The organism is Verrucomicrobiia bacterium, from assembly GCA_019694135.1.
In the GTDB taxonomy this organism is placed as follows: domain Bacteria; phylum Verrucomicrobiota; class Verrucomicrobiia; order JADLBR01; family JAIBCM01; genus JAIBCM01.
Window position 1 is genome coordinate 418559 of record JAIBCM010000002.1, and the last position, 24806, is coordinate 443364.

The following is a 24806-nucleotide window of genomic DNA, read 5'->3' on the forward strand; positions in this document are numbered from 1 at the left end:
CAACAAGATGCTTGAATAATAATATCAACATATTTTGGGGCAACATGAATGTGTCCAGCAGTTCTGACGATCAAAGTGGCGGCGGCAATAATAATAAAAGATCAAAACCTGGCCCACCTTCAGATTTATGGGAATACGAAAGTGAATCTGAAATACCTCCTTGTGCGGAAGAGTGCCATTACATTAACAAACGCAATGGTGAAACAGCCACCATTAGAGTGTCAATTGATGAGTCATGTCCGGCGACACCTTAAAATTTATAAGATGAAAAAACTCAAAAAATTATTAATAGGGCCCTCATTAGTGATTATTGCTATTAATGGGGTTATTAATGGGGTCATTATTAATGGGGTCAACTCTTGATTCTTGACGAAAAAGTGGCCTGAGAATAACGCCAATGGATGCGAAAATGGTACAGAGCAAAGCGTTGAGCGGTACTTGTCATTATTAATGGGGTCAACTCTTGATTCTTGACGAAAAAGTGGCCTGAGAATAACGCCAATGGATGCGAAAATGGTACAGAGCAAAGCGTTGAGCGGTACTTGTTAAAATAAAAATTTTCTAGTGCACGAAGCAACAAATTTTTGGCAGATTATGGTAACGGAATCATAGCATGATTATTGACGTAAAATGAAAAGCGAAATAAAAGATCAGTGATTCATTGTTAGATTTTAATAACGATGACAATAGCATATGAAAGCGATTGATTTACGTTTTGATTCCAGTCGATTCCCGCAACGTTATGAAGCGGCTTTTAAGCAAAATTTAAGAGAGCGCTGTTTTGATGCGAAATGGCATTATGAAACACCGAAACAGGTCGCGGCTTGGTTGCGCGTGCATGAAGTTTATTCGCCGGCTCGAACTGATAAAGAAGTGCAAAGAATTTATCAAGATGCTTTTGAAACATTGAGCCGTAGATCTTGGAAACAGGTTGTGAGTTTGGGTTGTGGCGGGGCGCAAAAAGATGTCGCGCTCTTTACTAAAATCGCTCAAGACGTTTCGGGCAGTTTGCCGACTTATACTGCGATTGATATTGGCAGTGCGATGGCGTTGACAGCTTTGTTAGCGATGCGCACGAGTTTTCCTCAACTCAAAACTTTTGGAGTGGTTGCGGATTTGGTGAATGTTGAGGAAGTTGATTCTTTAAGTGATGCGGACACATTGTTTTTGCTTTTTGGATTAATTCCGAATTTGGAGCCGCCGGCCTTTTTAAAACTTTTGCAAAGATGGAAAATAGAAAATGGGTTGATAAGTGTCAATTTGGCTTCGGAGAGGAAAATGAAAGAGATTTTACCTCAGTATGATAATCTTCTCACCAAGCAATGGCTAAGTCTTTTGCCACAAGATTTAGGTTTTACAGTAAGGCCTGAAGAAATTGAAATTGCGTGGCAGTCCTGTCCCCATTTCCCTGAGCTTTGTCGGATTGAGGCTAGTTATTATCTTCGTGAAGACACTGAAATCTATTTTGCGGGAGAAACCTTTTCCTTTAAAAAAGGAGAAAAGCTTCAACTGTTTTATTCTTATCGTTATACAACAGATCAATTTGCATCGTGGTTGAAATCGGAAAAGATTGAGATTGCGGACTCATGGATAGCTTCTTCGCAGGAGGAGGGTGTTTTTTGGATTGAAAAAATTATAAATTCCAGCCGCCGCTAGCAATAAGATTGTTGCCCGTGTAATATTGCGATTTTTCATCCAAAAGAAAATCAATGGCGAAAAAGATATCTTCAAATTTTCCTAATCGGCCCGCGGGAATCGGTGGAGTTTGATCTAAATCTAAACTATTTTCCAAAATGCCAGGAGAGATCATGTTGACGGTGACGCCGTAGCGGGCTTCTTGCTTGGCAAAAGATTTGGTGAGGAGCAGAACACCGGTTTTCCCAATGTGGTAGGAAATGCCTAAGTTGCGTGGAGTGAGTTTTTGGCAACTGGAATCACCTAAATTAATGACACGGCCCTTTTTACTTTTTCGTAAATAGGGGAGTGCGGCGCGTGTGGTAAAGAAACAGGTCGTGGCAGTGCTGTGAAAATCGGTGTTCCATTCTTGTTCTGTCAGTTTCTCTAAAGTTTTGGGATGATAAAGGCCACTGCAATTGATTAAGGCGTCCAAGCGCCCGTAATGTTTTATGACTTGATTAATCAAATTTTTGGCTTCTTTCTCTTTTGTAAGATCTGCGCCAAAGTTTTTTGCGTCAGGCAATGTTTTTGCGAGTTTTTGCGCGTCTTTTTGGTGGGTGAAATAGTGAATTGCAACGGCAAAATTATTCTGTTTCAAATGCGTGGCGAGAGCGTGACCCAGAGATCCTTTTTTTCCGGCACCGGTAATGAGGATGACTTTCTTTTTCATTTTTTAACCCAGAGCGTTTAATGTTTTTATAACCGCTTTGACTTTAGCGATTTCGTGGGTGCGGAGCAAATCTGTTTTGCCAAGCAAAGCGAGCGTAGCAAAAAAAGGCTCTGCGCATCGGACTTCTTCTTCAAAATTTTCAAAGGCATGAGGTAGGGCATGACAAACCGGCCAGCCGAGTTGGCGTAAACGAAAAGTTTGAAGAAATATTTCCATTTGATATCGAATGCGACGCTCGCTGTCTTGGAGATTTTTGTAATAAAATCCTAATCCAGGATCGAGAAAAATTCTTTTTACACCTAGTTTTTGTGCGCGATCAATTTTGGGTAAAAAATAATCTTTCATAATGGTGATCATATCGTTTGCAAAAGAAAAGTTGTCAACGGCACGCACATGAGCGCCTTGCACGTAACACAAAATTAAAGCGCCATCGTATTCTGCCACGGGACGATAAAGATCATCACTTTCAAAATTTCCAGTTAGATTTAAGACTGCAGCGCCTGCTTCAAAACAAGCTTGGGCCACTGCGGGTTGGTAAGTTTCGACACTTATTAAAATATTTTTTTGATTGAGCTCGCGAATGACAGGAATGAGGCGGCTGGTTTGTAATGTTTCATCGATTTGGGCGGCGTGATTTAAGGTGGATTCCGCGCCAATATCGATGAGGTCTGCGCCTTGAAGTGTTAGGAGTTGACTTCGTTGAATGGCTTGATTTTCGGTGAGACAAACACTTTCTCGATACCAGGAATCAGGGGAAAGGTTAATCACGCCCATCAGGTGAGGTTGCTTTTGAAAATCAAAAATTTTATTTCGCAAAGTAAAAGCGGGAACCTTCACGCTCAGAGCGTCCGTGTAGCGATCTCGAAGTTCTGCAAGATAATTGAGATCGAGCATAGCGATTAATAAAACTTTTTGATAGCCGCGACGATGCTAGCGAGTTCTTCCTCTTTGAGTTCTGGAAAAATGGGTAAAGCTAAAACTTCTTTCGCGGCGCGATCGGCTTCAGGAAAATCGCCTTCAGCGTGATTCAAGTCAGCAAAAGAAGGTTGGAGCGGAAGTGGGGAGGGATAATAGATGTCGGTGCCGATGCCTTGTTGTTGGAGATGGGCGCGCAAATCATCTCGACGTTGTGTGCGAATGACAAATTGGTTGTAGCTGTGAAATGCTTTGGCATGGGTAAGGGGCAATACTAAATCGCCAACATTTTTTAAGTGATCGAGATAATATTGCGCGTTTTTTCTGCGTTTTTCGATCCATTGATCGACATATTTTAATTTGATATCCAGCACGAGTGCTTGAAGAGCGGCGAGGCGAAAGTTGCCGCCTAAAAGAAAATGAACATAGCGTTTTTCTGAACCATGAACTCGTAAGGCGCGCACGATGCGAGCGAGTTTTTCGGATTGGGTAGTGATAAGGCCGCCTTCGCCAAAGGTGCCCAAATTTTTGGTGGGATAAAAACTGTAAGCGCCAAAGGTTCCGAAGGTTCCTACGGGTTGATTGTTCCAGCGCGATCCGAAGGCTTGTGCTGTATCTTCGATAAGGGGGAGTTGATGTTTTTCGCTTATCGCTAAAAGGGCATCTAAATCACAGCTTTGTCCGAAAAGATGCACGGGCATGATGGCTTTTGTTTTTGTTGTGATGGCGGTTTGAACAGCTTTGGGGTTGATGTTGAACGTGTCCGGTAAAATGTCGACAAATACTGGTTTGGCTCCCAGTCGTGCCACGACACTGGCGGTCGCGTAAAAGGTAAAAGCGGGCACGATAACTTCATCGCCGGGTCCGACTTCCAATGCCATGAGGGCGACTAGCAAGGCGTCGGTGCCACTGGAAATGGTGATGGCGGTTTGGCTGTGGAGATAGTCTTTAACATGATTTTCAAACGTTTCTACGGCTGGGCCTAGCACTAAACTTTGTTTTGGCAAAAACTGTTTGATCTGTTCTAAGATTTCAGATTCTAAAGCCGCATATTGGCGTGTGAGATCGAATTGTGGAATGGAAGTTGGCACAGCGCATCGTATAGCGCAGGTTGCTAAAAGAAAAAAGTGGTAAATTTTATATTAAGATGGTTGAGGTTAAATTATCACTTGCAATCGACGAGAAATATGACAAGCTAATAGTCAATCTAGGTATTTGCGTAATTTCCCAAAGATTTTCGCGCTAAATTTTTAATACAACTTAATTAATAAATCTTACTCATTCAATTATGCCTTCTTACAAACCATTCAAACGCCGCAACCGAGGTCGCGGAGGTCATCGTCGCCGTGATGAGGGGCTGCCGGTTACGGATCCTGCGGAAGAGTTTAATCAGCAACAAGCCCGTGCGCAAGAAGCGGAAAGTGGTGCACCGGCTGCAACGTCTTCGCCTTCAACTCCTGAAGGTAATGGAGGTGATTCGGGCGGTAATTATTCTGCAGCGGGTCCCAGTGATTATTTGCCATCCAGAGAAGAGGCTAGTGAGCAAGAGGTGAGAGCACAACGACCGGGCAAGCGATTGCATTTGGGCGATTTGCAGGATATGTCGATTCCCGATCTTCAGGAGCTGGCTAGTAAAGAGTTTGAAATTGAAAATTACGGTAGGCTTCGCAAGCACGAATTGATTTTTGAAATTTTGAAGCGTAACAGCTATCGCAGCGGTGTTATGACCGCTGAAGGTGTCGTGGAACGGTTGAATGAAGGCTATGGTTTTGTGCGATCGCCGCGTTTTAGTTATGCGCCGTCTCCTGATGATATTTATGTACCGCCTTCTTTGATTCGTCGTTATAATTTGAAGACGGGCGATTTGGTTTCTGGCGAAATTCGCGCGCCAAAAGATAAGGAACGCTATTTTGCGTTAGTGAAAATTGATAAAATTGAAGGAAAACCTGCAGAACAATTGCAAGCAAAGATTCACTTCGATAATTTAACTCCGCTTTTTCCGAATCGTCGAATTGTTTTGGAAAGTAAGCCGGAAGAATATGCGATGCGTGCGGTGGATTTGATTGCGCCGGTAGGATTTGGTCAACGCGGTTTGATTGTGGCGCCGCCACGTGTTGGGAAAACGATTTTGATGCAAAAAATCGCCAACGCCATTACCAAAAATCATCCTGATGCTTATTTGATTGTTTTGTTGATTGATGAGCGTCCGGAAGAAGTGACGGATATGGAACGCTCCGTGAAAGGCGAGGTCATTAGCTCGACTTTTGATGAGGCGCCAGAGCGACACGTGCAGGTTTCTGAAATTGTCATCGAGCGGGCGCGACGTTTGGCGGAGCAGAAAGTGGATGTGGTCATTTTGCTGGATAGCATTACCCGTTTGGCTCGGGCTTATAATACGATTCAGCCGCACAGTGGTAAAATTCTTTCCGGCGGTGTGGATGCCAATGCGTTGCATAAACCCAAACGTTTCTTCGGGGCTGCGCGAAACATCGAAGAAGGGGGTAGTATCACGATTTTAGCCACGGCTTTGATTGAAACAGGTTCGACAATGGACACGGTGATTTTTGAAGAGTTCAAAGGTACGGGAAATATGGAACTCAATTTGGATCGCGCGTTATCGGATCGGCGCGTTTATCCTGCAGTTAACATTTCCAAATCTGGCACTCGCAAGGAAGATTTGCTTTATCACAAAGATGAAATGCCGCGAGTTCATATTTTACGCAAAGCCCTGAGCAGTGTTCCTCCCGTGGAAGCGATGGAGTTGTTGTTGGAACGATTGAAAAAAACCAAGAGCAATGCGGAATTTTTAATGACGATGAATCTCAAGGAGTAGTGACAGGTGACAAGCAACTGGTGGCTAGTTATGCATAATTATTGCCAATCACCGGTTAACCGTCACTAGTCACGAATCACTAAATATGAAATGGACAATCATCGCAAAAGGGCAAGGTTCAAAAAAATTAGCTCGCGTTCGATTTGTTTTTTCTGAGGATAAGCTGCCTGTTCCTTCTGAGGAATTTAATGCAAAACTTTTCAGCACTTTTTTTGAGCGTGACAAAAAACAGTTATGGGTGGGATTAGGCGAAAAGCATAAAGTGGCGGCTTGCTATTTTTCTCAAGCATCAGGTGCGACGATTCAATTTTTTCAAAAAATAGGAATAACCGAAGCGATTTTTGATCTCACGCATTTTTCTAATTACGCCGATGATGTGGTGGAAGGAGCTGTGGTCGGCGGTTATTTTTTTGACACATTTTTGCCCGAGGCGCGCAAATTAAAAAAACGGTTTCAACAAGTAATTTTAGAAGTTCAAAAACAACATGTGAAATCGGTTCAAACGCTTGCAAAACAAGGCTTGATTCGGGGCGAGGCGACAAATTTCACTCGTTCTTTAGGCGATTTGCCGGGAAATTATGTTTATCCTGAAATTTTGGCGCAAACGGCACGAGATTTAACGAAACAATTTTCTCGATTAAAAGTTACCGTTTTGGATGAAAAACAGTTGGTGAATGATGGTTTTGGCGGATTGACTGCAGTGGGTAGTGGCAGTATGCATCCGCCGCGTTTGATTATTTTAGAATATCGCGGTGGCAAACCATCGCAACGACCGATCGCGTTGGTTGGCAAAGCGATTACTTTTGATTCGGGAGGCATTTCAATTAAGCCTGCTGATAAAATGGATGAAATGAAGTTTGATAAGATGGGCGGTTGCACCGTGCTTGGGGTTATGCAGGCTATAGCCCGTTTGCAACTTAAAGAAAATGTGGTGGGCATCGTGGCTTCAGCGGAAAATTTATTGAGTTCGCGCTCTTATCGTCCAGGTGATGTGGTGACAACTTATGATGGTAAAACCATCGAAGTTTTGAACACGGATGCAGAAGGTCGAGTGGTATTGGCAGATGCTCTAGCTTATGCGCGCATTCATTTTAAACCGACTGAGATTATTGATTTGGCGACATTAACTGGTGCGATTATCATTGCGCTTGGCTCTTCTCGTGCCGGGTTATTTTCCAATTGCGAAACTTTAACGCAGCAATTAAAAACAGCGAGTGAAGCAGTAGGTGAAAAGATTTGGGAAATGCCGCATGACGAACCGTTTCATGATCAAATCAAGAGTGATATTGCTTTAGTTAAAAATACGGGAGGTCGCGAAGGGGGATCCTGCACAGCAGCTGCTTTTTTGGAGAAATGGGTGGAGGAAACGCCTTGGGCACATATTGATATTGCTGGAACGGCGTGGCGGACGAGAGAGTTGCCTTACGCCACGAAAGGCGCTACGGGTTTTGGCGTGCGATTGTTGATTGAATATTTGAACCAAAAATAAGAAGAACCCATTTTTCGTTTATGAAAATTATCAGTATTTTTTTAGCAGTTTTGGTGGGAATTTTTTTATTTGGAATTTTCTCTTATAATCGATTAATTGGCTTATCTCAAAATGTTGATAAACAATGGGCACAAGTGCAAAGCGTTTACCAGAGAAGGTATGATTTAATTCCTAATCTGGTCAACACGGTTTCGGGTGCGGCTAATTTTGAAAAATCCACATTTATGGAAGTCACTCAAGCTCGTGCTTCCGTTGGCCAAATTAATATTAATCCTCAATCTGCTCCTTCAACGGCACAACAATTAGCGGAATTCGAGCAGGCACAAGGCAATCTTACCAGTTCGCTTTCTCGATTATTAGCTGTGGTGGAAAATTATCCTGATTTAAAAGCCAGCGCTAATTTTCAAACTTTGCAGGCTCAATTGGAAGGCTCTGAAAATCGTATTGCTGTGGAACGCATGCGTTTTAATGATGCGGTGAAATCTTATAACACTGCAATCAAAACGATTCCAGGCGTTTTCTTGGCGGGAATGCTGCGCTATCAGGAACGTCCTTATTTTTCTTCAACTTCTGGTGCAGAGACTTCGCCTAAAGTGGAATTTAAGTTTTAACTTTGTCTCATGCGTAAATTTTTTTTGGTCGTTTTATTCTTGTTGTCCGCTTGGATGATGAGAGCTGAGGTTATTCCTCATTCGCCGCCCCATTATTTTAATGATTTTGCTTCCGTGGTTTCGGACGAAACGATTGAGCAACTTGATAAAAAGTTGGAGCAACTAGAAAAAGAGACCACGGCCCAAGTGGTAGTAGCGATTTATCCAAAAATGCAGACGGAATCTTCGATTGAAGACTACACGCTTCGAGTTGCTGAAAAATGGGGTGTGGGACAAAAAGGAAAAGATAATGGGGCGGTGCTTTTTGTTTTTATTCAAGATCGTAAAATGTTTTTACAAGTGGGTTATGGGTTAGAAGAAAAAATTCCGGATGCACTAGCCAAGCAAATTATTGAATATCAAATAAAACCTGCTTTCAAAAATGGAGATTATGATTTGGGTCTGAAATCAGGAGTAGACGCGATTTGTGAAGCTATCAATGGCAACTATCAAATAGACTTGCGAGAATCAACAACAAAAAATGTAGTTAATTTAGACATTAAGAAAATAATTTTAAGCCTATTTACAACTTTGGGACTATTTCTTTTATTTATAATTTTTTTAATTTGGTTAGCTAATAAAATTACTTCTACAAAATGGTATAAATCTTTGCCTCATTCTAGCAGTTCTTCTAGCAGCAGTTGGAGTTCGAGCTCTAGTTCGGGCAGTAGTTTCAGTGGTGGAGGCGGTCATTTTGGCGGAGGTGGCGCTGGAGGAAGTTGGTAATGAAGGTAAAATATTTTTTAAGTCGATTGGAGGAGCAAGAAATTATTCAGACGATTACGAAGGCTGAAAAGAAAACTTCTGGCGAAATTCGAGTGATGATTAGTTCCCAAAAAATAAAAGAACCAGTCGCTTTTGCTCAAAGGCAGTTTATGAAATCAAAAATGTATCGCACTAAAGAGCGTAATGCGGTTTTAATTATGATTGCGCCACACTCCCAAAATTTTGCAGTAGTAGGGGACAAAGGTATTCATGAAAAAGTGGGAGATTCTTTTTGGAGTGAAATTTCTCAAGCGATTAGCGAGCACTTTAGAAAAAACGAATTTCATCAAGGGTTAATTTCTGGAGTTAAGAGAGTAGGCGATTCGCTAGCTGAATGTTTTCCCATAAAACAAAACGATCGAAATGAGCTTTCGAATCAACCTCTTTAATTCGTTTCTTTCTTGATTCTGGAGGTTAAGCACTTTACCAAGACACTGTGAAAGAGTTCATCGATTTTATTTTACACGCCGAAAATCACCTGCGCGAATTTACCGCCAATTACGGTGTTTGGGTGTATGCGCTTTTGTTTCTTATTATCTTTTGCGAAACCGGTTTGGTAATAACCCCCTTTTTGCCAGGCGATTCACTTTTGTTTGCCATTGGCGCTTTGGCAGCTCAGCAGATCATGGATATTAACTTGCTATGGCCTCTGTTGATTGTTGCAGGAATTTTGGGTGATTCAGTAAATTATGCGATCGGAAAATGGATTGGACCAAAAGTTTTCCATTACGAAAACAACCGATTTTTCCGTAAAGACTACCTCATGCGCGCTCACGCCTTCTATGAAAAATATGGCGGTCGCGCCATTGTTCTCGCGCGTTTTGTCCCCATCATTCGCACCTTTGCTCCGTTTGTGGCAGGTGTGGGCACGATGACCTACAGGAAATTTTTCTTTTACAATGTTTTTGGCGCGATCCTTTGGGTAAGCCTTTTTCTTGGCGCTGGCTATTTTTTTGGAAACCTTCCTTTTGTCAAAAGCAATATGAAGATCATTATTTTGGCGATCATCATTGTTTCTGTGCTGCCCATTATCTGGGAATGGTGGAAGGCTAGGAAACAGCGACCGGCGACATTTACACCACAATAATTTTTACCAGTTCAATTATTTAGCTACCACGAACAAACATTAAAGACAGTTTAGACTTTTTTCTAGGATTTACTTAGTTAGGTAATCTGGTATTAATGTTAAGCTGTCTCAAAAACGGTCGAGAACCGATTTGCGACTGAAAAAAGGTTTGTGATGCCATGCTGAAAGTCCTGCTTTTTTCCATCCTGTTGCTTCTGGGTCTTTTCGGATCCCAGTGGTTGCCGGGTGTTGTGGGTACCACATATGCTTTAGTGGGCGATGTAATACGCGTTTTGACGATGATCGGTCTCTCGTTCATCATGATTCGCGTCGGGTATGAGTTCGACATCGACAAATCCAACCTCCGGCAGTATGGCTGGGACTATGTCGTTGCGCTGACGGCGGCAAGCTTTCCGTGGCTGTTCGCCACGGCTTACTTTGTTTTCGTCCTGCTTCCGCCCGATACGTGGCAGACGATGGCAGCTTGGCAGGAGACGCTCCTGGCCGGCAGGTTCGCGGCACCGACCTCGGCGGGGGTGCTCTTCTCGATGCTTGCCGCTGCGGGTCTGGGCACGACATGGCTTTTCCACAAGGCACGCATCCTCGCGATTTTTGACGATTTGGACACAGTGTTGCTGATGATCCCGCTCAAGATGCTCATGGTCGGCCTCGCCTGGCAGCTTGGGCTGATCGTGGTGATCATGGCGGTGATGCTGGTGATTGCTTACGTGTTTCTCCACAGGGTGCGCATCCCCATGACGTGGCCGTGGGTACTTGGCTATGCCGCGGGAATCGCTGTCGTAAGCGAGTTAATCTACAAGAGCTCCAAATTGATCGACGAGTCGGTCCCAATACACATCGAAGTCCTACTCCCAGCCTTTGTGCTCGGTTGCATTATGGCATATCCGAATCGCAGTCGCAACGCAATCGATGGCGAGGCATATTCGCACGCGGAGATCGAGACACCTATAGAGAAGCGCGTGGCGACTGTCATTGCCGCCGTTTTCATGGTTCTTGTGGGGCTCTCCATGCCAAAGATTCTCGACACGGATCTCGCGGCGCAGGGTGGAACGATGGTGGTAGCGGTTGAGTCCACACTCCATGCTGGTGGAGCTCCTACCGCTGGAAACATGGCCTCCGAGGTCGGGAAGGCTCGTGACATCGGACGTGTGACTGCCGCGCAGCCGGCGATGACTTGGCAAGCGTTAATCACGCACGTACTGATCATCACCTTCCTCATCAATCTCGGAAAGATGTTTCCGGCCTTCTGCTATAGAAAAGAGGTACACTGGCGCGAGCGATTGGCGGTTGCCATCGGTATGTGGCCCCGCGGCGAAGTGGGCGCGGGGGTTCTGGTGATCTCGTTAAGCTACGGAATCGGCGGACCCATTGTGACGGTCGCAATGCTAAGCCTGGCGTTAAACCTACTGTTGACCGGAGTATTCATCTATGTCGTGAAACGGCTCACGCGGCCACTTCCTACCTATGCAGAGCTTACCGCCTGAGCGCTCGGCTAACAATGGCATCCAGCGGACGGCGCTGCGCGTTTTCCTTGAGGCTTTACGTTCGTTTGATCGGTTGTTCACATGATCGAGAGTCTCACCCTTATTGGCTTGGCACTTCTTCTTCTCTTCATGGGAGCCGAGGCGCTCGTACGGGGCAGTGCATCGCTGGCGCTTCGAGCCGGCCTCAGCCCACTGATGGTGGGCCTGACGATCGTTTCGTTCGGAACCAGTTCTCCAGAGTTGTTTGCAAGCGTCAAAGCGGCCTTGTCCCAGCAGGGTGATATTGCGGTTGGTAACGTCGTTGGCTCGAACTCCTTCAACATTGGCGTCATTCTCGGTCTTGCAGCCTTGGTGTGCCCGACACCAGTTCATAGCCAGGTCATCAAGATCGACGCACCAATTGGCTTGGCGGTGGCCTTCCTACTGCCTTTCTTGCTTCTGAATCACACCGTTGGACGTTTCGAAGGATTGCTGCTCGTCGGGGGAATGATCGCCTATACATCGATGAACATCGTGCTCGCGCGCAGGCAGGCTAAAGCAGGTACCGAGGATGCCACTGGCGCACCTGTGCCGGGCGTTTCTCGGCATTGGGGTATGGACATCGCCTTTATCGTGGTAGGGCTGGGATTGCTCTTGTTCGGATCGAGCCTGCTCGTCGATCACTCCGTTACCCTAGCCAAGGCGTTTGGTGTTAGCGAAGCCGTGATCGCTCTAACGATTGTGGCTACGGGAACCGGCATGCCGGAGCTTGCAACGTCCATCGTCGCAGCTTTTCGCAAGCAACCCGACATAGCCGTCGGGAATATCGTTGGGTCCAATATTTTCAATATCCTCGGGATCTTGGGAGTCGCCTCCATCGTGTCCCCGTTGCGCGCGCCAGGGGTGTCGACCTTGGATTATGTTGTGATGATTGGCTTCACGTTGCTCTTAATCCCTTTGCTTTACACGGGACGCGTGCTCCATCGTGTTGAAGGTGGTGCCCTTCTCGCACTGTATGGTGTTTACATCTTTATTCTCTGGCCGAAATGACTGGCCTATCATCAGCATGCAGCGGACAGCGCTACGCGTCGCCGCCGATGTCGAGACCGTCAAGGCATCGCTTGCAACTCTTGATAACGAAAACCCATGATTCAGTTTTCTTCCAAGTCACCAGCAACTTTTACACCGCAATAATTTTTCTATGAACACGCCATTGTTCATTGTTGGCGTTAGCAATGTTTTTGTAGCACTTTTGTGTGTTGCCACTTCGATTCCATTGTTGAAGTGTCGAATGAGAAGAAATCGTTGGTATGGCATTCGGATTCGTAAAGCCTTTGTATCAGAGGAAAACTGGAAAATGGTTAATGAATATGGAGCCAGAGCTCTAATCTGGTGGAGTATACCTGTTTTGCTGGTGGGCTTGTTTTTGTCACTAGCCGCTTTCTTCATTAATTTTAGTCAGACTCCAAATATTATCTGGTTTTTGACTCCAACGTTGTTGAGTGTAGCTTTTATTTTAGGAGCGATTGTGCAAACTTTAATCTGGAGCAGGCATTTGCCTGATAAATAAAATATGATACTGGCTGAAATTGTTACTAGCACCACTCAAGTTTATAAAACTGGAATCGGTTTTGGTTCTGTTTTAGCGATTGTCTGTTCATGGCAACGCAATCGCTCTATTCTATGGGCGATTCTTGCGGGAATATTTTCGTGGTTTTATGTGATTTACTTTGCATTGACACGAAGGCCAGATGAATTGAAGTCAGAAAAATGAAGCGAGCTTACCAAATTGCTCTAGTCTGTGGGATTTTACCATTATTTATTGGCATTTTGATTTTTTTATTATGGCTTGTAACACGACAGAATTGGCTAATGGCAGTAGGCGTATTTACGATATGGCTTGGAGTTATAATGGTTTTGATAGGAGCGGTTGCATTAATTCGTTTTTGTTGGTTGGGTTTTCGGACATCGGAATTATCTAGGCGGCGTCTTTGGCTTTTAACTTTTGGTTGTGCGGCCTTGCTTTTTTCTAATTTTATAGTGGCTGGTGGCATCATGACGGCAGTTGTTGCTATTGAGACTCGTTATACGGTTACAATTCATAACGCATCTTTGCAATCGTTGAAAGATGTTCGTATTACGGGTGGAGGTTGTAATATAGATTTTGGCACCATTAAACCTGACTCTGTGGTTGAACGTTCCTTCCGAGTGAAACACGACGGTGAATTGAAATTTCATGCTGTTAATCACACTACGAACTATAACCAGATCATAAGTGATTACATCAGTAATGGCCTAGGTGGTAATTTAAAAGTTACGGTTAATCCTAATAACACTATTTTTGTGGCTCAGCGGAAAAATTAATATGTCCTATTCACCCACAACCTTCACTCCCCAATAATTTTCACTAAAACACGTTTGCGGCGGCGCCCATCGAATTCTCCATAAAAAATCTGTTCCCACGGTCCAAAATCCAATTTGCCTTGGGTAATGGCGACTACTACTTCGCGGCCCATGATTTGTCGTTTCAAATGAGCGTCGGCATTATCTTCACCGGTTTGATTGTGTAAATACTGAGTCGTTGGTGCATGTGGCGCGAGTTTTTCCAACCATTTTTCATAATCTTCATGCAACCCGCTTTCATCATCATTAATAAAAACTGAAGCCGTAATATGCATCGCATTCACCAAAACCAAACCCTCTTTCACCCTACTCTCGCGCAAACAAGCTTCCACTTGCGATGTGATATTAATCAACGCTCGTCTCGTTGGCGCTTCAAACCAAAGTTCTTTGCGATAGGATTTCAAACGATGAAAGAATAATTCAAAGAAAAATTGATTTCAAAAAGAAAACATTAAAAGCTAAAATAAATGGGATCATGATCCTAAGCTTTAAATGCAAAGAGACAGAAAAGATTTGGAATGAAAAGCTATCACTTCGTTTTCCAAGCCAAATTCAACGCGCAGCCTTAAAGAGGTTAATTCAATTAAATGCTGCTGCAGAGTTAAATGATTTAAAGCGCCCCCAGGAAATCGTTTGGAAGCTTTAAAAGGAGATCGTAAAGGAAGTTATAGCATCCGTGTTAATGATCAGTGGAGAATTTGTTTTCTCTGGACATCTCAGGGAGCTGACAAAGTTGAAATGGTAGATTATCATTAACAGTGAAATGGATTGACGGTAAGATCATAACGTGTAACGTTATAAGTATGAAGGCGCTTTCCTCTATCACCTCTGGAGAAATTCTCTGGGAAGATTATATGAAGCCGTTGGGATTAACCCAAAATGCCTTGGCGCGTGCGCTTGACGTTCCTCCTCGTCGCATTAATGAAATCGTTTTAAATCGTAGAAAAATTACTTTGGATACTTCGTTGCGTTTGGGTCGATTTTTTGGTCAGTCTCCTTTATTTTGGTTAAACATTCAAACGCAATGCGATTATCGCCAGGCGAAAGCTTTAGAAAAAAAGATTTCCAAAACAGTTATTCCTCTACAAATCGCTTAAAGTGCATTTTAAAAAGTGTTGTTACGAGATTAAGGAAGTTGCAACCGATAGATTAAAAAAAGTGTTTCATAACCTATTTAACGATCTTTCGTGTCATTCTCATCCCACCTCGGCGGGACGGGGATCAAGGGAAATAAAAAAATGGATTCCCGATCGAGCCGGGAATGACAAGAGGCTTTTCTTAGTTATATGAGAAATCATTGAAGTAATTCGGGCAGTTGTGGCTCAAGCCCGAGGATGACAATTGGATGAGTTAATATTTTAGGAGAGCTTTGAGTTCGTTTATATACCAATGGACGTTTTGAGCTTGTCTTCCTTATTGTCTCTTTTCAACATGACAAAACTCTTATGAAAAATCCTCTCATCCAACCCTATCTTTTCTTTAACGGCAATTGCGAAGAAGCGCTCGAATTTTATAAAAATGCAGTAGGCGCAAAAGTAGAGATGCTAATGCGTTTTAAAGACAGCCCCGAGCCACCGCCTCCTGGCAGGGTTCCGTCGGGTTACGAAAATAAAGTGATGCATGCTTCCTTTCGAATTGGTGAATCGGTTCTCATGGCATCGGATGGGTGCGGTGAAAGTGAAAATTTCAAGGGATTTTCACTATCACTTTCGGTAGCAACTGAAGCTGAAGCGAAACGCGCCTTTGATGTTCTTGCGGTTGGTGGTCAAGTAACCATGCCCTTGGCTAAAACTTTTTGGTCACCTTGCTTCGGTATGCTGACCGATCGTTTTGGGATGGGTTGGATGGTGAATGTTGTGGCTGAGAATTAACGCCTCAAAATTCAAGAAGGCGGTTAAATTCAGAGATAAAACTTGATGGTGACTTCATATGTGGTAATTTTATATAGATTATTATGACATCTACGTATTCTATTACCGAAGCCCAAGCTAAATTACCGTCGCTGGTTAAAAAGGCTGAGGATCGGCCTATTGTCATTACCCGTCGAGATAAAGTGGTTGGCTATCTTTTATCACCAGAACGAATGGAGTCTATTTTGGAAACTCTTGAAATCATGGCTGATCCCAAGGCGATGAAAGCGATTCGTGATGCAGAAGCGGGAAAAGGCAAATATTATCCTCTTTCTATTTTGGATGAATTGGATGAGAAATGAAAGTGCGATTGAGTCAGCAAGTTGTTGATTTTGTTAGCAAACTTTCACCTCAACCGCGTCGACAAATTCGACACGCGCTTCGCATTTTGGCTCGAGAACAAGGCGATATCAAAGCTTTGGAAGGAGAGCTTTCCAATTTTTATCGACTAAGAATTGGAAGTTATCGAGTCATTTTTCGTTATCAAATTCTTCATCATCACCGAATCATCAGTTGCGAATATATCAATCGTCGACCCATCGTTTATCAACTTTTTGCTCACGTGGCGTATCAATTAAGATAGTGGATTTTCTGGACTGCCTACGATTTAATCTTTTTTTACAATTTTATTACAGCATTGTGACACAAAGCGTGTTAAATGGTGTAGGGTTTATTTTATGAAAATTGTTTCCTTTTTTATCGTTGCTTTTTGTTTGGCTCAAAATTATGCCGCGGCAATGTCTCAAGTCTTTGCTAATTCAACCATTGAACAAGTTACGGTTTATGAAGATCGCGCTAAAATTGAGCGCGTAGCGGAAGAAAACTTGCCAGCGGGCAAGGCGGTGGTGATTTTTACGAATCTTCCTCTGGCTATAGATCGATCGAGCGTGAATGTTTCCGGAGCTTCGAAAAATCAAACCAAGATTCTGGGTATTGAAATTCGCGAAGAATATTTGGAGGCCGCTTCTAATCCTGCAGTGGAACAATTAAAGACGGAAATCCAAACGGTTAGCGATCGAAAGAAAATTTTAACCGATGAAAATGCCATGTGGGGTGAGCAGTTAGATTTTTTGCGAAAAGCGCGTCAGAGTTCTTCCGAAACCGAATCGTCTCAAGCAAATCGTTTTGAGGAATTGCGAAAGCTTTATGAATTTCAACAGCAGGAGATTAGTCGTATTTTAGAAAGACAACGGGAAATTACAGTATTATTACGGCCGATTGATAACGAGTTGGCTCGTCTACAGCAAGAGTTAGATAGAGTCTCTTCGGGTGATGCCACACAAAGTCTTCAAGTGCTGGTTGCAGTGGAATCCGATCAAGCGACAGAAGCTAAACTTTTGCTGAGTTATGTGATTGGAAATGCTTCGTGGTCACCGGAATACACGGCGCGCGTTAATACGGATCAATCCACAGTTGAACTTTCGACTTATGGCGTAGTGCAACAAGGTACTGGCGAAGATTGGAGTGATGTGAAGCTTTGGCTTTCCACAGCGCGACCTAGTATAGGTGGTCGTATGCCAGATTTGCATCCGCAATGGATAAATTTATTTGAACCGCGACCTTCAGTGGCAAAAGATGGGGTTTATAAACGAGAAGCGCGAGCGTCGGCTCCGATGCCTATGATGGAAGTAGCAGAAGAAGTGCAAAGCAATTTTGCAGCTGGGAAATTGAGTAGAGACCAAAAATCAAACAGCATCTTAGTGGAAGGCGCGCGATTAGATAGTCGCGGTTTTAATACTGTGTTTGAAATTAAAATGCCCACTACCATTCCTAGTGATGGTGAGGCGCATAAAAATATGATTGGTGTGAAATCGTTTACTAGCAAACTCGACTACGTGACCACTCCTAAATTGGCTGAACTGGCTTATTTGCGAGCAAAATTGACTAACACCACGGAATTTCCCTTGCTAGCTGGCACGGTAAACCTTTTTCGCGATGGCGATTTTGTGGGTAAAAGTCATGTAAACTTTATTGCCGCAGGCGCAGGGTTTGATTTTTATCTCGGTGTCGATGATGCGATTAAAATCACGCGCAAAATTTTGAAAGACCAAGCGGGCGAGAGCGGACTCGTTAGCAAAAAGAAAACTCTTTCACATCAATACGAAATTACCGTGGAAAATTTTCGTAATAAAACTCAAACCATCACTGTTTTTGATCAAATTCCTGTGTTGAAAAATGAAGCCATTCGTCTTGAGGATGTGAGTTACACGCCAAAGCCTACTGAAACGAAAGACGAAACCGGCGAAGTGAATTGGCAGCTTCAAGTGCCCGCAGGCAAGAAAGAAACTGTGAAATTGGGTTATCAAATCGAGTGGCCCTCAGACAAAAATTTGAGCGGGATTTAGAGTTCTAATTTCTTGCGAAAGGAAGGAAAGAGCTGCCAAGTCAATAAAGTAAGGATCACTGTACACAAGCCAATGGTAATGCTGTTGGCTACAAAATGAAAAGCGAACACTTGATAGTTATAAAATTCATCGAAGGAGCTTACACGGGAATAATTTTTCGCAAAGCTGAGGCCTAAACTTAAAGCACCGATTACAATCCATAAGACATAACGTTTGCATTCGCTTGCATGAAAAAGTGGCCAAAAGGAGTAGCCTTTTTTCTTAAGCGCGCAACGGTAAGCCAGCAACAGAATGAGTCCACCCACTACAGTGCTGGTGTGTTGAATTACGCGATATATGGGCATGCCTAGCTTAGTTTCTTTGCGTAACCAGACACTTTGTTTTACGATGGGACTTAAACCGTGCGTAAAACTATCCCAAACTACATGAGTCAAAGCTCCGAAGAGTAAACAAAATAAGGTGATAAAAATTATTTTCACGGAAAAATTAGGTTTTACACAAAATGACGATAAAAAATCGCGATGCGGATTCGGCAATAATTGGCAAAAACTTTTTCGAATGGCTAATACTAAAATCAGCACCAGAACGCTTGCAGGCCAATCCATGAAAACCATTCCTTTCAAAGTGTGAGAGTAATAGGTATTCATATCAATCGGACTAAAATAGCCAAAATCCGGACTCATACTTCCTACAACCAAAGCCGCAAAGTAAGGCGTTTGCGAAAACCAACGTTTTAACGGAAGAACTGCTACAGGATGGCTACCGGTGAAGGGCATAAAATTTTAAGACTTTGTTTTTCTTTGAAATCTTCAAATTAACTTAGATAAAGTGAACTATGAAAATGTTTTATAACACAGTGCCTTCCAAAAAAGACTGTTTCTGAACAAAACGCGTGATGTTTTCTTGAGTAACTCGAGCGATTTCTTGTAAGGCTTCATGCGTTAAGAAAGCTTGGTGGGCAGTGACGAGAACGTTGGGGAAGGTGAGAAGTCGTGTTAGTTCGTCGTCTTGCAGCATTTGATCTGAAAGATCTTTGAAAAAAATCCCTTCTTCTTCTTCGTAGACGTCCAATGCAACGCCTCCTAAATGGCCGCTTTTTAAAAATTCGATTAACGCATGAGTTTCAATCACTTTTCCGCGGCTGGTGTTAATTAAAAAAACGCCGGGTTTGGTTTTAGCCAGGGTTTTCGCATTCAGCAGATGATGGGTTTCCGGCAATAAAGGAATGTGCAAAGAAATCACATCGCTCATAGAAAGTAGTGAGTCTAAATCGGTATAATTTACACCCAATGGCTCAGCCCATTCAGGTGAGGGGAAAACATCATAAGCAATGACTTTCATTTGAAAGCCGCGAAAAATTTGGGCGGCAATTTTTCCAATTTTTCCTGTGCCGATAATGCCTGCTGTTTTATGGCAAAGGTCGAAACCGACTAAACCGTTTAAAGAGAAGTTATGTTCACGAACGCGATTGTAAGCGCGATGAATTTTTCGGTTTAAAGTTAGCAAGAGTGCCACAGCATGTTCGGCTACCGCATGTGGCGAATAAGCTGGCACCCGGACGACAGAAAGTCCTAAGGTGCGTGCCGCTTTCAAATCGACATTGTTATAACCCGCGCAACGTAAGGCAATCAGTTTGACGCCGAAGGAGGCAAGTTTTTCGAGACATTTGCAGTTGGCGACGTCGTTGACAAAAAGACAAACAGCTTCAACTCCTTGGGCCGTAGAAACGGTGTTGGGTTCTAATCGAAACTCATGAAAATGCCATGCGACAGTTTTATTTTCGCTTGAAAAGTAGAGTTGATCATACGGTTTGGTATCGTAAAAGGCGACGGAAATCATATCGGAGACAAGTTAACAGTGGTAGGGCGAAATTCGGGGTGACGAATTTTGCCGCCAGCATCAGCGGTCCAGATAGCTAAGATAAGGCTAATGCTGACGAAGCAGGCTGTAACGCTGGCGAAAAGAAATGTGAATTTCTTTTTCGATGCGGAAACAAACCAGGTTACGAGAGCTAGAGCAAAGACAGTATAAAAAAAATAAGCACTTATTTCAGCGCGTTTTTCGTGAATCTCAAATTGTTCTTTGGCAGTGTGATCCCATAAAACTCCAGGGGTGTTTGGTAGTCGATCTTCAGCAGATTCACCGGTTTCTACAATCACGGGGGTTAATAAAGTGCTAATTAACACTAAGAATAGTCCCCAGCGTAAGCTGAGATAATCTTTTTTGATTAAACTCCAAATTAGAGGAAATAAACTAAATCCTAATCCAAGGATTGGAATATGGTTTAAAATAATGTGCCAATGTTCGGGTGAATTAACAAAATTCATAATCAATATTTAAATAATATTTATTCATAGCGCAATGCCTCAATGGGGTGTTTTAAGGAAGCGACGCGCGCTGGCCAAAGGCCGAAAATAATACCGATAGTAGCGGAAAAGCCGCAGGCCAATAGGATGGAAGCAAAAGAAATACTGAGAGTCCAACCGGTGACTTTGGCGGCGATCAAAATAAGAACCCAACCTAAACCAATGCCGACAAGACCGCCAGCGAAACAGAGCATGACGGATTCAATTAAAATTTGGGAAAGGATATCAAAATTTCGTGCGCCAATGGCTTTTCTTAAGCCGATTTCGCGTGTGCGTTCGGTTACGGAAACGAGCATGATATTCATGATGCCGATGCCTCCTACAACGAGAGATATACCGGCGATGGCGGCGAGAATGATGGAGAGCACTCGTGCGATAGCGGAGAAAGCTTCTTGAACGGAAGCCAGGTTATCGACTCGGTAGCTATCACCTTCAGAGTTGGGAGTTTTGGGCCAGGTTCGGCTTAATTCTAAAATGGAATTTTGCGCTTGATCCACGACGCTGCTGTCGGCTGCTGCGACGTCGATGGAGTCCAAATATAATTTACCTATGAGTCGTCGCATAGCGGTTTGCAATGGTATAATAATCATGTCATCTTCATCACGTGGACCGGTGGTTCCTTTGGTGGGTAAAATGCCAATGACGCGAAAGGAAATGCGATTGATTTTGATCATTTGACCGATGGGATTTTGGTCGACGAAAAGTTCGCGAACAACGGTTGAGCCTAAAAGCGCCACGCGTTCGCGATTGGCATCTTGTTCTAAAGTGAAAAAGCGTCCGTATTGTGGTTTAACAGAATAGATTTCTACATAATCCGGTGTGGTTCCTACAATTTCTGTGTTGCTATTTTTATTGCCAAAAACGACTTGAGCGCGGCTGCGGACGATAGGCACTACGACTTTGACTTCAGGAATGGATTGTTGAATGGATCGAACTTCGTTGAGTGTCAATCGGCTGACGGAACCAATTTGAAGTCGAACACCGCCCACATATTGGACATTGGGGCGAATGGTGATGCGATTAGAACCTAAACCGGACAGTTGATCTTTGACTGATTTTTGTGCACCACGACCTAGCGCAAGCATGGCAACGACCGCACCGACACCAATCACAATGCCAAGAGTGGAAAGGCAGGTGCGAAGTTTATTGGCCAGTAAAGCGCGACCGGCTTGGCGTAGTTGGGTGTGAAGCAACTGAAGCATTTTATGGGTTGGCGAAGGAGGCGCTGAAGTGGCGGAAGTTATTTTTTCTGAAACTTTTTCTGCTGCAATTTGGTTTTTAGTTTCATCACTGCAAATCCAGCCATCTTGAACTTTAATAATGCGATTCGCGTAATCGGCGATACTGGGTTCGTGTGTCACGAGGATGATGGTGATGCCTTGACGATTGAGTTCTTGAAAGAGAGTCATGATTTCGCGACCGCTTGCAGAATCTAAATTGCCCGTGGGTTCATCAGCCAAGATTAAGTTAGGATTGCGAATCAAGGCGCGAGCAATGGCTACGCGTTGTTGTTGTCCTCCGGAAAGTTCGTTGGGAAGATGATGAATGCGAGTGCCGAGACCCACGCGTTCTAAAACTGTTTTGGGATCGAGTTGGCGTTTGGCTTGTCTTTGATAGATGAGCGGAAGCGACACATTATCCAAAGCGCTTGTGCGTGAAAGCAGGTGAAATTGTTGAAAAACAAAACCGATTTCTTCCGCGCGCAATTCTGCGAGCGCATCTTCTTTCAGGTGAGGAATGTCTTGGTTTAAAAAGTGGTGTTGGCCGGAAGTGGGTTTGTCGAGAAGGCCAAGAATTTGCAAAAGAGTGGATTTACCCGAGCCGGAGTGACCCATGATGGCTACGAATTCACCACGTTCGATTTTTAGATCGACCCCGCGCAAAGCAGGCACTTCGATGGAGCCTTGGCGATAAATTTTTTTGATATTTTTTAACTCGATCATGGATGAGTCCTTCGACCTCCGCGTGTGCGAAAACTTGGTAAAATGTTCATGCCGCGATTCGGACCTTCTTGCAGTTGATAATTCGCGCGCACGATGGATTCGCCTTCGCGCAAGCCGGATAAAACTTCAATGTTTTGGCCGTCGCTTAATCCTAATTTTATTGTGCGGGGTGTTTGATTTTTCCCGTCGGTAACGAGAACAGTATTTTGATTTTGCACGGTGTCTTCGGGAATGAGTAAAACATTTTTGCGTTGTTCGATGAGGAATTTTACGTTGGCGGTCATGCCACTGCGAAGAAATTCAGGAATCTTATTGAATTCTACGTCCACTTGATAAGTCGTCACATTGTTAACCGTTACGGAATCGTAGGCGATTTTGTAAACCTTGCCAGTTAGAGCGATATCTGGAAAACCGTCTAAAGTTACTTCCGCTTTTTGATTCATTTTTACTTTTCCCAAATCGGTTTCATCTAAATCGGCTTGTGCAATCAAACGGTCTGACATGATAAAAACAGTTTCGGTAGATTGCACGACTTGTCCTGGAACTAAGCTGCGCGAAATAATCAGACCATCCAGAGGAGCAACCAAGGGAGTGGCTTTATAAATTTCTTGCCAGTAAGCGAGTTCGTTGGAACCTTTAGCTCGAGCCGCATCGAGTAATGCAGCGCGCTCCGAAGAACTCATCCACGCTAAAACTTGTCCTTGTTTTACTTTAGCGCCTAAATCGACTTCTACCGTTTCTGCGCGACCGGCTAGAGGAGGTTTAATTTCTAATCGATTTTCCGGTTTGATTGTGGCGGTGGCTTGAATGGTAACATTCAAATTACCTCTTTTAACTTGGACGATTTCGGGCGGTGAAGATTGAGGTGAAGGGGAGAATTTTCGAATCAGTATAAAGGATAAACTGGCTAAAAGTGTTAACAAAATGAGGAAGAATAAAATTTTTTTCATGGTAAAACTCCTTTTCCTTGAGATTGCTCCCAATTCGCCTCAGCAATAACAGCATCGCGACGACTCGTTAACGCTGTGCGTTGAAGGTTAATATAATCGTTTGTGATGGTTTCAAAATCTTGGAACGAGATCAAACCGTTGCGATATTGTTTTTCTGCAATTTCTGCTCGCAGTGCTGCCGCTTGTAATCGTTCTTCATCAATTTTCACGTGTTCGACAGCGTCGACTAATGTTTTGTAATCTTGGGCAAGCGAAAGTTCCGTTTCATTGTCGGAAGATCGCAATTCGGCTAAAGAACGCAAAAGATCGGCGCGAGCGGCTTTGACATTAAAATAGGTTTTACCCCAATCAAAAATATTTAAAGAAGCAGAAACGCCGACTGACCAACCATCGTATTCTGGGAATCGGTCGTTGCCTCGAGCGTTCAGAGCGCCCAAGCCATGAATTTGAGGGAACCAATCGCTGCGAGCAATGGTAATGCCAGCAGCAGCAGCTTGGGATTGGGCCTCTAATTGGTAATGAGCTGGAGTGACTAAAGCAAGGGAGCGAAAATCATGGATGGGTGTTACGGGTCTAGTGGTTAGATAACCGCTAGCTTGAATCGGGCGAAATTGATCGCGACCCATAACTTGCGAGAGTTGGCGTTGAGAAACTTCATTGTTGCGCATGGCTTGTTGTAAATCGAATTGGGCCTGACTTAAGTTAGCTTTGCTCAACAGTAATGCTCCTTTATTTTCTTTTCCACTTTCGTAACGCAAATCAATCAGGCGATAATTGAGATCGCGCCGTTTTTTGATGTCTTGCGAAATGGTGATGAGTTCTTGAGCATAGAGTAATTGGGCAAAAGCGCTTTTTAATTCGTAGCTAACCACGGCTTTTTCTTGGCTGAGAGCTGCTAGAGAGGCGCGACTTTGAGCGCGTGCTTGATCGACGGTTCCTTTGGCGCGAAATCCGTCAAATAAAAGTTGTTGCAACTGTAAATTAGCCGAATAATCGGTGGTGTATTCTTTTAAAGCGAGGCTGGAGCTGAAGGGGGCAGAATCGCCGGCTGATCCGTTGTTATCCCGTGGTTGAAAGGAGTGGGTAAGATCGGCATTGGCACTTAGCTGCGGAAAAAAAGCGCTATAGCTCGCTTTGCGTGTCGCTTCAGAACTTTGTAGGGCTTGATAAGCAGATTCTAAATTAGGATTATTTCTCGCGGCTTCTTTAACACAGTTGAACCAAGTCAATGTTTCGATTTTTTCCATTTTCTCAGCAAGCAGAGCGCTTGGCATTACAAAAGTAAGCGCGATGAAAAAAAATCGAAATAAGGCCATGATGTTTTGTAAAGATTAACGAAG

27 protein-coding genes and 1 pseudogene are annotated in these 24806 nt (G+C 43.7%); 18 read left to right on the top strand and 10 right to left on the bottom strand.

From position 1 onward, the window contains the following. The first annotated feature begins 693 nt into the window (after positions 1–693). Positions 694–1656 carry an L-histidine N(alpha)-methyltransferase gene (locus K1X66_04340; protein ID MBX7157598.1) on the top strand — a complete coding sequence of 321 codons (963 nt, stop codon included), beginning with the start codon at positions 694–696 and terminating at the stop codon, positions 1654–1656. Here K1X66_04340 and K1X66_04345 read toward each other — a convergent pair. The 3 genes from K1X66_04345 to K1X66_04355 are packed head-to-tail and all read right to left on the bottom strand — an operon-like array spanning position 1634 to position 4353. Continuing rightward, positions 1634–2347 (bottom strand): SDR family oxidoreductase, encoded by a 714-nt coding sequence (locus K1X66_04345; GenBank protein ID MBX7157599.1) that lies wholly within the window; start codon positions 2345–2347, stop codon positions 1634–1636. The genes K1X66_04340 and K1X66_04345 overlap by 23 nt on opposite strands. 3 nt (positions 2348–2350) lie before the next feature. Continuing rightward, positions 2351–3241, bottom strand: coding sequence for a dihydropteroate synthase (locus tag K1X66_04350; protein ID MBX7157600.1), 891 nt, complete (start codon positions 3239–3241; stop codon positions 2351–2353). Between the two features lie 5 nt (positions 3242–3246). Beyond that, positions 3247–4353: a DegT/DnrJ/EryC1/StrS family aminotransferase gene (locus K1X66_04355; GenBank protein MBX7157601.1), complete on the bottom strand. Its 1107-nt coding sequence runs from the start codon at positions 4351–4353 to the stop codon at positions 3247–3249. A 197-nt stretch (positions 4354–4550) separates the two neighbouring features. Here K1X66_04355 and rho point away from each other — a divergent pair, with 197 nt between their 5' ends. From rho to K1X66_04410, 11 genes are all read left to right on the top strand, one after another. Next, positions 4551–6095, top strand: a complete 1545-nt coding sequence (gene rho, locus K1X66_04360) for a transcription termination factor Rho (GenBank protein MBX7157602.1) — start codon at positions 4551–4553, stop codon at positions 6093–6095. 85 nt (positions 6096–6180) lie between these two features. After that, positions 6181–7584, top strand: a complete 1404-nt coding sequence (locus K1X66_04365) for a leucyl aminopeptidase (protein ID MBX7157603.1) — start codon at positions 6181–6183, stop codon at positions 7582–7584. Positions 7585–7604: 20 nt separating this feature from the next. Beyond that, positions 7605–8195 (top strand): LemA family protein, encoded by a 591-nt coding sequence (locus tag K1X66_04370; protein ID MBX7157604.1) that lies wholly within the window; start codon positions 7605–7607, stop codon positions 8193–8195. A gap of 9 nt (positions 8196–8204) precedes the next feature. Next, the gene (locus tag K1X66_04375) at positions 8205–8960 is read left to right on the top strand and encodes a TPM domain-containing protein (protein MBX7157605.1); all 756 of its coding nucleotides are present in this window, start codon (positions 8205–8207) and stop codon (positions 8958–8960) included. Further along, positions 8960–9388, top strand: a complete 429-nt coding sequence (locus K1X66_04380; GenBank protein ID MBX7157606.1) for a TPM domain-containing protein — start codon at positions 8960–8962, stop codon at positions 9386–9388. The genes K1X66_04375 and K1X66_04380 overlap by 1 nt, the downstream gene beginning before the upstream one ends. A 47-nt stretch (positions 9389–9435) precedes the next feature. After that, complete coding sequence (locus K1X66_04385) at positions 9436–10086, top strand: DedA family protein (GenBank protein MBX7157607.1); 651 nt, start codon at positions 9436–9438, stop codon at positions 10084–10086. Positions 10087–10244: 158 nt separating this feature from the next. Beyond that, positions 10245–11570 (top strand): sodium:proton antiporter, encoded by a 1326-nt coding sequence (locus K1X66_04390; GenBank protein ID MBX7157608.1) that lies wholly within the window; start codon positions 10245–10247, stop codon positions 11568–11570. Positions 11571–11651: 81 nt separating this feature from the next. After that, positions 11652–12599 (top strand): calcium/sodium antiporter, encoded by a 948-nt coding sequence (locus tag K1X66_04395; protein ID MBX7157609.1) that lies wholly within the window; start codon positions 11652–11654, stop codon positions 12597–12599. Positions 12600–12750: 151 nt separating this feature from the next. Next, complete coding sequence (locus tag K1X66_04400; protein MBX7157610.1) at positions 12751–13119, top strand: SdpI family protein; 369 nt, start codon at positions 12751–12753, stop codon at positions 13117–13119. Positions 13120–13122: 3 nt separating this feature from the next. Further along, the gene (locus K1X66_04405; protein ID MBX7157611.1) at positions 13123–13323 is read left to right on the top strand and encodes a hypothetical protein; all 201 of its coding nucleotides are present in this window, start codon (positions 13123–13125) and stop codon (positions 13321–13323) included. Continuing rightward, positions 13320–13913, top strand: a complete 594-nt coding sequence (locus K1X66_04410; protein ID MBX7157612.1) for a hypothetical protein — start codon at positions 13320–13322, stop codon at positions 13911–13913. The genes K1X66_04405 and K1X66_04410 overlap by 4 nt, the downstream gene beginning before the upstream one ends. Positions 13914–13936: 23 nt before the next feature. Here the strand turns inward: K1X66_04410 and K1X66_04415 are convergent, their stop codons facing one another. Next, positions 13937–14356 (bottom strand): secondary thiamine-phosphate synthase enzyme YjbQ, encoded by a 420-nt coding sequence (locus K1X66_04415; protein ID MBX7157613.1) that lies wholly within the window; start codon positions 14354–14356, stop codon positions 13937–13939. Between the two features lie 71 nt (positions 14357–14427). On the opposite strand from K1X66_04415, the pseudogene K1X66_04420 reads away from it, so the two are divergent. From K1X66_04420 to K1X66_04445, 6 genes and pseudogenes are all read left to right on the top strand, one after another. Continuing rightward, positions 14428–14708, top strand: a pseudogene (locus K1X66_04420) (type II toxin-antitoxin system RelE/ParE family toxin). 47 nt (positions 14709–14755) lie between these two features. After that, the gene (locus K1X66_04425) at positions 14756–15049 is read left to right on the top strand and encodes a HigA family addiction module antidote protein (protein ID MBX7157614.1); all 294 of its coding nucleotides are present in this window, start codon (positions 14756–14758) and stop codon (positions 15047–15049) included. Between the two features lie 348 nt (positions 15050–15397). Further along, positions 15398–15823, top strand: a complete 426-nt coding sequence (locus K1X66_04430; GenBank protein MBX7157615.1) for a VOC family protein — start codon at positions 15398–15400, stop codon at positions 15821–15823. A gap of 83 nt (positions 15824–15906) precedes the next feature. Then, positions 15907–16164, top strand: a complete 258-nt coding sequence (locus K1X66_04435) for a type II toxin-antitoxin system Phd/YefM family antitoxin (protein MBX7157616.1) — start codon at positions 15907–15909, stop codon at positions 16162–16164. Next, complete coding sequence (locus tag K1X66_04440) at positions 16161–16445, top strand: hypothetical protein (GenBank protein MBX7157617.1); 285 nt, start codon at positions 16161–16163, stop codon at positions 16443–16445. The genes K1X66_04435 and K1X66_04440 overlap by 4 nt, the downstream gene beginning before the upstream one ends. Positions 16446–16539: 94 nt before the next feature. Beyond that, positions 16540–18207 (top strand): mucoidy inhibitor MuiA family protein, encoded by a 1668-nt coding sequence (locus tag K1X66_04445; protein MBX7157618.1) that lies wholly within the window; start codon positions 16540–16542, stop codon positions 18205–18207. Here K1X66_04445 and K1X66_04450 read toward each other — a convergent pair. The 6 genes from K1X66_04450 to K1X66_04475 all read right to left on the bottom strand — a co-directional run bounded on the left by K1X66_04450 (position 18204) and on the right by K1X66_04475 (position 24782). After that, positions 18204–18983, bottom strand: coding sequence for a DUF4184 family protein (locus K1X66_04450; GenBank protein MBX7157619.1), 780 nt, complete (start codon positions 18981–18983; stop codon positions 18204–18206). The two genes, K1X66_04445 and K1X66_04450, sit on opposite strands and share 4 nt — an antisense overlap. A gap of 70 nt (positions 18984–19053) precedes the next feature. Next, complete coding sequence (locus tag K1X66_04455) at positions 19054–20043, bottom strand: 2-hydroxyacid dehydrogenase (protein MBX7157620.1); 990 nt, start codon at positions 20041–20043, stop codon at positions 19054–19056. Next, positions 20043–20534, bottom strand: a complete 492-nt coding sequence (locus K1X66_04460) for a hypothetical protein (GenBank protein ID MBX7157621.1) — start codon at positions 20532–20534, stop codon at positions 20043–20045. Before K1X66_04460 ends, K1X66_04455 begins: the two co-directional genes overlap by 1 nt. A 20-nt stretch (positions 20535–20554) precedes the next feature. Beyond that, the gene (locus K1X66_04465) at positions 20555–22516 is read right to left on the bottom strand and encodes an ABC transporter permease (GenBank protein MBX7157622.1); all 1962 of its coding nucleotides are present in this window, start codon (positions 22514–22516) and stop codon (positions 20555–20557) included. Continuing rightward, on the bottom strand, positions 22513–23466 hold the full coding sequence (locus tag K1X66_04470) for an efflux RND transporter periplasmic adaptor subunit (protein ID MBX7157623.1): 954 nt from the start codon (positions 23464–23466) through the stop codon (positions 22513–22515). Before K1X66_04470 ends, K1X66_04465 begins: the two co-directional genes overlap by 4 nt. Next, positions 23463–24782, bottom strand: a complete 1320-nt coding sequence (locus K1X66_04475) for a TolC family protein (GenBank protein MBX7157624.1) — start codon at positions 24780–24782, stop codon at positions 23463–23465. The genes K1X66_04470 and K1X66_04475 overlap by 4 nt, the downstream gene beginning before the upstream one ends. Positions 24783–24806 lie beyond the last annotated feature (24 nt).

Bases quoted from the DNA above. Each gene is read 5' to 3' on its own strand.
- K1X66_04340 (MBX7157598.1), top strand. From the start codon at position 694: ATGAAAGCGATTGATTTACGTTTTGATTCCAGTCGATTCCCGCAACGT.
- K1X66_04345 (MBX7157599.1), bottom strand. From the start codon at position 2,347: ATGAAAAAGAAAGTCATCCTCATTACCGGTGCCGGAAAAAAAGGATCT.
- K1X66_04350 (MBX7157600.1), bottom strand. From the start codon at position 3,241: ATGCTCGATCTCAATTATCTTGCAGAACTTCGAGATCGCTACACGGAC.
- rho (MBX7157602.1), top strand. From the start codon at position 4,551: ATGCCTTCTTACAAACCATTCAAACGCCGCAACCGAGGTCGCGGAGGT.
- K1X66_04365 (MBX7157603.1), top strand. From the start codon at position 6,181: ATGAAATGGACAATCATCGCAAAAGGGCAAGGTTCAAAAAAATTAGCT.
- K1X66_04370 (MBX7157604.1), top strand. From the start codon at position 7,605: ATGAAAATTATCAGTATTTTTTTAGCAGTTTTGGTGGGAATTTTTTTA.
- K1X66_04375 (MBX7157605.1), top strand. From the start codon at position 8,205: ATGCGTAAATTTTTTTTGGTCGTTTTATTCTTGTTGTCCGCTTGGATG.
- K1X66_04380 (MBX7157606.1), top strand. From the start codon at position 8,960: ATGAAGGTAAAATATTTTTTAAGTCGATTGGAGGAGCAAGAAATTATT.
- K1X66_04390 (MBX7157608.1), top strand. From the start codon at position 10,245: ATGCTGAAAGTCCTGCTTTTTTCCATCCTGTTGCTTCTGGGTCTTTTC.
- K1X66_04395 (MBX7157609.1), top strand. From the start codon at position 11,652: ATGATCGAGAGTCTCACCCTTATTGGCTTGGCACTTCTTCTTCTCTTC.
- K1X66_04400 (MBX7157610.1), top strand. From the start codon at position 12,751: ATGAACACGCCATTGTTCATTGTTGGCGTTAGCAATGTTTTTGTAGCA.
- K1X66_04405 (MBX7157611.1), top strand. From the start codon at position 13,123: ATGATACTGGCTGAAATTGTTACTAGCACCACTCAAGTTTATAAAACT.
- K1X66_04410 (MBX7157612.1), top strand. From the start codon at position 13,320: ATGAAGCGAGCTTACCAAATTGCTCTAGTCTGTGGGATTTTACCATTA.
- K1X66_04425 (MBX7157614.1), top strand. From the start codon at position 14,756: ATGAAGGCGCTTTCCTCTATCACCTCTGGAGAAATTCTCTGGGAAGAT.
- K1X66_04430 (MBX7157615.1), top strand. From the start codon at position 15,398: ATGAAAAATCCTCTCATCCAACCCTATCTTTTCTTTAACGGCAATTGC.
- K1X66_04435 (MBX7157616.1), top strand. From the start codon at position 15,907: ATGACATCTACGTATTCTATTACCGAAGCCCAAGCTAAATTACCGTCG.
- K1X66_04440 (MBX7157617.1), top strand. From the start codon at position 16,161: ATGAAAGTGCGATTGAGTCAGCAAGTTGTTGATTTTGTTAGCAAACTT.
- K1X66_04445 (MBX7157618.1), top strand. From the start codon at position 16,540: ATGAAAATTGTTTCCTTTTTTATCGTTGCTTTTTGTTTGGCTCAAAAT.
- K1X66_04450 (MBX7157619.1), bottom strand. From the start codon at position 18,983: ATGCCCTTCACCGGTAGCCATCCTGTAGCAGTTCTTCCGTTAAAACGT.
- K1X66_04460 (MBX7157621.1), bottom strand. From the start codon at position 20,534: ATGAATTTTGTTAATTCACCCGAACATTGGCACATTATTTTAAACCAT.
- K1X66_04465 (MBX7157622.1), bottom strand. From the start codon at position 22,516: ATGATCGAGTTAAAAAATATCAAAAAAATTTATCGCCAAGGCTCCATC.
- K1X66_04470 (MBX7157623.1), bottom strand. From the start codon at position 23,466: ATGAAAAAAATTTTATTCTTCCTCATTTTGTTAACACTTTTAGCCAGT.
- K1X66_04475 (MBX7157624.1), bottom strand. From the start codon at position 24,782: ATGGCCTTATTTCGATTTTTTTTCATCGCGCTTACTTTTGTAATGCCA.